Source organism: Acinetobacter sp. RIT698 (genome assembly GCF_009668065.1).
In the GTDB taxonomy this organism is placed as follows: Bacteria; Pseudomonadota; Gammaproteobacteria; order Pseudomonadales; family Moraxellaceae; genus Acinetobacter; species Acinetobacter guillouiae.
In genome coordinates this window covers 1-6,795 of record NZ_WJYH01000093.1, presented here as the reverse complement: position 1 = coordinate 6,795, position 6,795 = coordinate 1, and the positions used below count along the sequence as shown (strand labels likewise).

Annotated in this window: 3 protein-coding genes and 1 pseudogene; 1 reads left to right on the top strand and 3 read right to left on the bottom strand. The window is 33.1% G+C overall.

The genetic code is table 11. The features are described from left to right. Positions 1–106 precede the first annotated feature (106 nt). Both GJV03_RS20915 and GJV03_RS20910 read right to left on the bottom strand, forming a co-directional pair. Entirely contained in the window at positions 107–754 is a 648-nt protein-coding gene (locus GJV03_RS20915; RefSeq protein WP_154131038.1) for an HAD-IB family hydrolase, read from the bottom strand. Next, entirely contained in the window at positions 721–1,929 is a 1,209-nt protein-coding gene (locus tag GJV03_RS20910) for a DUF1615 domain-containing protein (RefSeq protein WP_004721853.1), read from the bottom strand. The genes GJV03_RS20915 and GJV03_RS20910 overlap by 34 nt, the downstream gene beginning before the upstream one ends. A gap of 83 nt (positions 1,930–2,012) precedes the next feature. Between GJV03_RS20910 and GJV03_RS21855 the strand changes: the two are divergent. Continuing rightward, positions 2,013–2,078, top strand: a pseudogene (locus GJV03_RS21855) (hypothetical protein); the annotation flags it as partial. 513 nt (positions 2,079–2,591) lie between these two features. Here GJV03_RS21855 and GJV03_RS20900 read toward each other — a convergent pair. Then, positions 2,592–6,617 carry an RHS repeat-associated core domain-containing protein gene (locus tag GJV03_RS20900; RefSeq protein WP_252720759.1) on the bottom strand — a complete coding sequence of 1,342 codons (4,026 nt, stop codon included), beginning with the start codon at positions 6,615–6,617 and terminating at the stop codon, positions 2,592–2,594. Positions 6,618–6,795: the final 178 nt, after the last annotated feature.

The following is a 6,795-nucleotide window of genomic DNA, read 5'->3' as shown; positions in this document are numbered from 1 at the left end:
TTTATTTTAAATTTTATGGTAATACTTTGATTGTAAAATAATTATCAAGAAATTTTACCCAATTTATTTAGATCATATATATTTAGCAAGTCATTGATTAAATCTTTTAAGCAAATTTTTTTTCGTCTTCTAAATAGGGTAAAACCTGATCCTTACCAACCATATATTGATAGTCGGCCAAATGAAGCATATCCAAATCTTCTTCACTGTTTCCATAGGCGAATATTTTGTCGTATTGGTCTAAATCATATTTTTCTAAGATGCGTAGTCGTTTTTGTTCACAACTACAATCTGGCGTGGAATAGTTACCAGTAAATTTGCCATCTATGACTTCAGTACCGGTACAAATCAAATCGATATCTAAGATTTGGCAAATGATTTTTAAGTAAATATCTACAGATGCTGAAACCAAAACAACATCATCGCCATTTGTTTGATGTTTTAATAACTGCTGATAAAGATTTTGATCCAGTTGTCGGACTAAACGTTGAGCATATTCGTTTGCAATATCTTGAATTTCATTGGCATCGGCTTGTTTAAACATTGCATTAAATAATTTGATACGCATGGAGTTGGCAGGGTAGATGTTTAAATAATAGGCCTGAATCCACGGTAAAATTTTGATGCCTTGCTTTACGATGTGTCTTTTTGATAAAGCATAGAAAATAAACCCTGTGAAACTGTCTTTTTTACACAAGGTTCCGTCAAAATCAAATAATGCTAAATTTTTAAACGTTTTGCTCGGTGCATACATGTTTCATATCGTCCGTTTACGCGGCTTGCGTACCAGTTAGTATTATAATCACGACTCAATTTAGGTCCAGAAATGACAACTTCTGGCATTATGGCATACATTGGATCTTTACCTGTTTTATTCTTATAAAGTTTAGATACAGCGATATAAGTTTGAGTTTTTTCAAAATCTTGCTGTTTCTCGTCTTTTAAATCACTACGTAACTGTCTAGGCGTAACTAAAATATTATTTTTTGAAAATAAAGCAGTGAGAGCTTTTTCTGTATCAGTTATCGCTGGACGTGGGTCGCCATTTTTGTCATACGAGAGTAAATCACCATCGAGTGCCAGATCAGCTTCAGTGAGCTTATCAATCATTTTTTGAAAAGCGGCATTTCTGCTCGAATACATCCCAGAGTTATAGTCAGCAAAACGATAAATCGGTTTATCATAATCTGCTGGATACATCATTAAACGATGGATTCCATAGTATAAACCACCAAATTCAGTATATAGATCATCACGTAATTCATTGATGTTCATACTGGTGCGTTTATGCTCTTTGGCATAATTGATATGAACCTGCATGGAGCCTAATGTGGTGATTGGGTTCATTTTTTCAGCAATATCTTGACCAACAAATTTTGCCGCACCCGTCAGCGCACTCACATGATAATGCTTTGCCATATAATCAAAGATTTCACGATAAAGTACGTCTAAATCTTTTTCAGTGCGGACACGACTCATTTGTTTTAAATAGTTATCATCAGGCGAGGGCTGATTTTTTAAAACATTCTCAAAATATGAAGCAACCGTGCCACCAATTGTGGTTCCAAGTTTATCTTCAAATTTTTCATTTAAACGTGTGGTGACTTCTTTTACCGCTTTATCCCCCAAACCTGGCACGACAGGATTGGCAACAAAATTAGATTCCTGATCAACTACCGCAATGATGGTGCAGATATTTTCTTTGTTGGTTGGGATTTTTAATTCATTGGAAATATCGTAGATGTCTTTTGCCCACGAGTCACGTTGACTGACACGATTTGGAATCAGTTTTCTGATTTGCTCTTGTTTTAATTGTTCATCATCTTCATTGGCAAACCATGAACCTTTACCACAAGCAACTAGGCTTAAAGAAAGAGCTAACACGCTGAAAGATTTAAGAAATGCGTGATGTCGAACTAATTTTTTCATGTCGAAGAAAACATACTCAGAAAATGATGAGCCACTATGGCAGATGCAGTATACTATGAAGGTCTAAAAATGTATGAATATATATGTATATTGGTCCTTATCAACTGTCAAATAATTTAATCGTTGCGCCTATGGCTGGTGTAATAGATGTTTTGGTGATTTTATTAAATATTAAGTGGTTGGATTGATTTTTTGGTGTAAGGCGCAAATATGGTGCAGTAAATACAAGATTTTTCGATAGATCTTAAAAAATAGTATCTAAGAGCAAAAAAATAGAGAGTGAAATTAATTATAAATTCACTCTCTAATTTAATCAAAATTCACTATTATTTAATACCTAAAATTTCTTCTTTTAGCTTTCTTTAAATAGTACTTGTTAAAAACAAGAATCCCAGGCAATAGTGAAAGAGCAAAACAGATTAGATTAAAAAAGAAATAATAATTATTTTTAGATATCAATTCCCTATAGCCATTAATTTCTGATCCAATAATCAGTGGAGCTCCAAAGAAAGGAATCATGAGTAGATAAACAATTATTCCCATTAAATCTTTTATTAAGCCTTTTTTGTGGCTTATATCCACAAGAATTTTTGAATATACATATACTATAAACATAAAATATAAACAAAAAATTAAAAAGAACAAAAATGCGTTAAACCATATCATGGAGCACATCCTACTTGTATATCGTTTGGTTTCAAACCACCACCAATGAATTCAGATGAGCCAACAACTGTACCTTCGAATACAGCACCTGCAAACATACCAGGGGTGCGGTTGTATCCACGAGTACCTAATGGTTTACCTATCATATTTACTCTAGTACCAAATCTACTTAATACATGATTTACTGGGCCACCAGCTGCACCACCTACCATAGCGCCACCTGCAGCATAGAAATTATAATTTTCCATGGCCATAACATCTCGATTTTGTACAATATTACCAGTAGCTTGACCAGCCAAGCTTGCTACTCCTGAACCAATTGCTGCTCCTGCTGCTGCTCCTACAGCATGAGATGAGGTTGGCATTAAAGCACCTACTGCAGCACCTGTAGCAGCACCAACTAATACTCCTTGCCATCCGCCAGTGATTCCTCCACCAATTCCACCTGCAATTGCACCATATATAGCGCCAGGAATTCCCCATTGACCCTGATAATCTACAAAGCTAATAGGATTGTTACCGACATATGCATAGGTATTTGTACCGCCTGCAAGCCCTACAGGATCACTTTGTGTATAACGACCAGTCGTTGCATCGTAATAGCGATTCCAGTTGTACCATAGGTTACTTTCCGCATCATAATATTGACCTGGGAATCCAATATTAAACTGCCCAATATTGCTTTGAATAACATAAGTGTCGTAACTAGTATGGCGTGATTCCCATACTATATCTTTGTTGGAATTAGTAAGTTTATGAGGTCTGCCTAAGTGATCATTATGAACATAGTTAAGCTGATTACCGCGAACCATACCTATAACTTGTCCACCTAGCCATATATATACTGTGTTTAAGGAACCATTTTGAGTTATAGCTAGGTCTGTTTCAGCTAATAAACGACCATCAGGAGAATGAACATAATTCACACTACCTGCATTACTACTTTTACGACTACGAAGATTAAATGCATCATAATCGTATGTAGTTATTGTTGAGTTATCATTTACAGTGTTTAGACGATTAAAACCGTCATAAGTGAAATTCAAATTTCCCCCATGACCTGTTTTTTGAGTAATATTTCCTAAATCATCATAAATAAAGGATTTTGGTTCAATATTGGTGGTATTTGATAATTTATTCCCCGAATTAATTTGATAAAAAGTATACTGATTATTACTTGAGCTTTTAGTTCGATTACTATTTTTGTCGAAATGCCAGACTTCACTCAACATGAAATTTTCAGAAAAAGTGCTAGATAAGACCAATTGTCCAATATCATCATGCTCATATATAGTTAGATCTTGAGGTTTGGTTCTATCGTCAATTTCTCTTATCAAATTATTCACATCATATGAGTATGATAAATTATTTAAACTAGTTAAACGATAATTTGTATCGTAGTTTGCTACTCTTGTTAGACCGTTTCCATAAGTCCAATTTTTAATTCCACCATATGGTTCATATTCAATACCACTAACTACTGTATGTTCTACACCATCAATTTTGATTTTGACACTATTTACGCGACTCAAAGCATCATAACTATAGGTAACTTTATAAGATTCGTTCTGACGACTTTCACTTTCTAAGCGTCCGTAACTATCATATGTCCAATATATTGGATAACTCACACCATTAATCGAAGTTGCTTGTACACTTATTTTTCCATCTTTAGTATATTCATAACCTTTTGCTGTCACCCCATCGGATGTACCACAAAGTCGTCCTATTCCATTAGTACATTGATCATAAATCCATGTCTGAACTGATGTACCAGTAATTGCTTTTGTTCGTCGATTCAACGAATCGTATGAGTATGTTGTTGTAACCCCATTTGATCTAGTTAATTTTAAAATATTTCCATTTAAGTCATACTCGTAAAAACTGTTACCAGTATCAGGGCTACTAATACTTAATAGGTTACCAAACCCATCATAACTATATCTAGTTATGTTTCCATTTCCATCCCGAACAAATGCTACATTCCCTGATTGGTCATAGATAGAACCAATCGTTGAGCCATCTGGGCGATGTTCTTCACTCATAGTATTATATTTATCATAAATGTATCTTGTAACTTTTTTTGAAGAATCAGTTTTTTTTATTATATTACCATTTGCATCATATTCGTAACGAACATTTTGGTTGTTATTTCCTTTACTAGCTGTTGTCCATCCTAATTGATTATGAGAAACGCTTTGACTAAAGCGAATGTTATTACCTTCTCTATACTCAACGGTCAGTAATTTACCTAAATTAGAATATGTATAAAATTGCCCACTAATTACTTGATCTCCTACGCCATGTGTAATATTTGATATATTTCCAAAATCGTCATAATTTATGGTTTCTCTCATGCCATCTTTTTCAATTTGGGTTATTCCAAAAGGACCATATTTATAATTTTCAATTCTAGTATTATTTTCAGATATTGTATTTCTTTTACTTATAATACGAGATCTAGCATCGTAAACGAATTCTATTATCATCCCATTTGGATCAATAATTTTTCCTACATTACCTAAGTCATCATAGTCACTATACTTTATGGTATGTCCTGCGGAATTTACCTGTTCTATCAGATTTCCTATGTCATCATAAGTATATGATATTGATTTTGAGTTTTTAACAATGGAAATATTTTTGAGCATGCCATTATTATGTAAAGTATAGCCGTAACCAGTAACACTACAATTTGAAGTCCCCAATTTACTACATGATGTTATGCTTTTAATTCTATTTTTTGCAGGTTCATTCTGTGAATAATAATTATAATTAATTTCTTGAATTGCATTATTGTTTTCTAGAATTTCAATTTTACTAAGTAAGCTAGGTGAATTTAACCAGTAATATTTTATAGTCTTATCAATATTTTTTTCTTCCAATAACCTACCATCCGAATCATGAGTATAGAAAGTTTCTATATTATTCCAGTCAACTTTTGATTTAATATAACCATTATTATCATAAGTGACAGTGGAACTGCTATCAGGACAATTATTTACCCCACTTCTTTCAATTCTTGATAATTTGCTTTTTGTGTTATCCGTATAAATATATTTAGATATTGCTCCCAAAGGATTAGTTACTATAGTGTAATTATTACCATAATTTAAACTGTAAGTTTGAGTTCCATTGCTACGTCCACTTTGTGTAGCTTTATCACCTGTATAAAGGTAGGTAGTGTACCTTTTATCATTAATTGAAATACCAGTTAACTTTTTCTCACCTGCGCCATTTTCACCATAATGAAAGGACTTACTTCCTAAGTTATCTGGATAAATAATTTTAACTAAATCCTTTTTGTCATTATATATATAAGTATATATATTGTTCGCGGGATCAATAACTTGAGTTGTAAATGAGTCAATATTTTTAATTTTAATTTTTTTTCCATTTGTGTGAATTATTTCTGTTCCATTATTTTTAAATTCTTCCCAACCAATACCATGCATATTTTTCCGGCTTCTTAATATTCCGATATCTAACGCAGATAATCCACCACTGTAAACCTCATATGTCTCAACACTTCCATCCAGATTGGTGAACGGTTGTGATAATTTACCCGGATCTCTATATTCAGCAAAAGACATCTGCCCATTCGGAAGTGCACGTGCCAGTCTTACCTTTCTATTATTCGAGCTAAGGCCAGTTGGATACATCATAGTTCCGAAATTATTTTGCCAGCCTGACTTTAATGTGTACGAAATATTTGATTGTAGAATATTGAATTTAATGTCTTTATCTTTAGAATGATAAAAACTGGAATATGACAGTGGCATTTCCCAACCAGTAGTGAATATTGGTTCTTCATGCAATTTTTCTCCATTTGCTATCTCAATTGGATTGGGTGTAGTGCAATTAGTTGCAGAAGAAACGATAGATGGGGAAATATTGGACATATTTGCAAATCCATAATCCCTGTAACTATTTTGTTGTAATAGTTGAGACATATTATTTATTTGAGAAATATCTAAAGTTGGGGGGCTTGATGTATTGCCATAAAATACTAGTGGGGGCATTGTGTAATTCGCATAAATATTTGAAACTATGAGATTACCTACCAGTAATGTAGATATAAATTTTACATGTTTTGAAAAGTTCAAGTTTTATTACCTTATATTTAATAATTGAGTAAGTTGTAATGTTGAAACACCTTGATGGTAATGATAATCATTTGCTTTTATGTAGTCTAGTTTT

What these genes read in the sequence shown, in the direction of transcription:
- GJV03_RS20900 (WP_252720759.1), bottom strand. Translation starts at nt 6,617, where the DNA reads ATGCCCCCACTAGTATTTTATGGCAATACATCAAGCCCCCCAACTTTA.
- GJV03_RS20910 (WP_004721853.1), bottom strand. Translation starts at nt 1,929, where the DNA reads ATGAAAAAATTAGTTCGACATCACGCATTTCTTAAATCTTTCAGCGTG.
- GJV03_RS20915 (WP_154131038.1), bottom strand. Translation starts at nt 754, where the DNA reads ATGTATGCACCGAGCAAAACGTTTAAAAATTTAGCATTATTTGATTTT.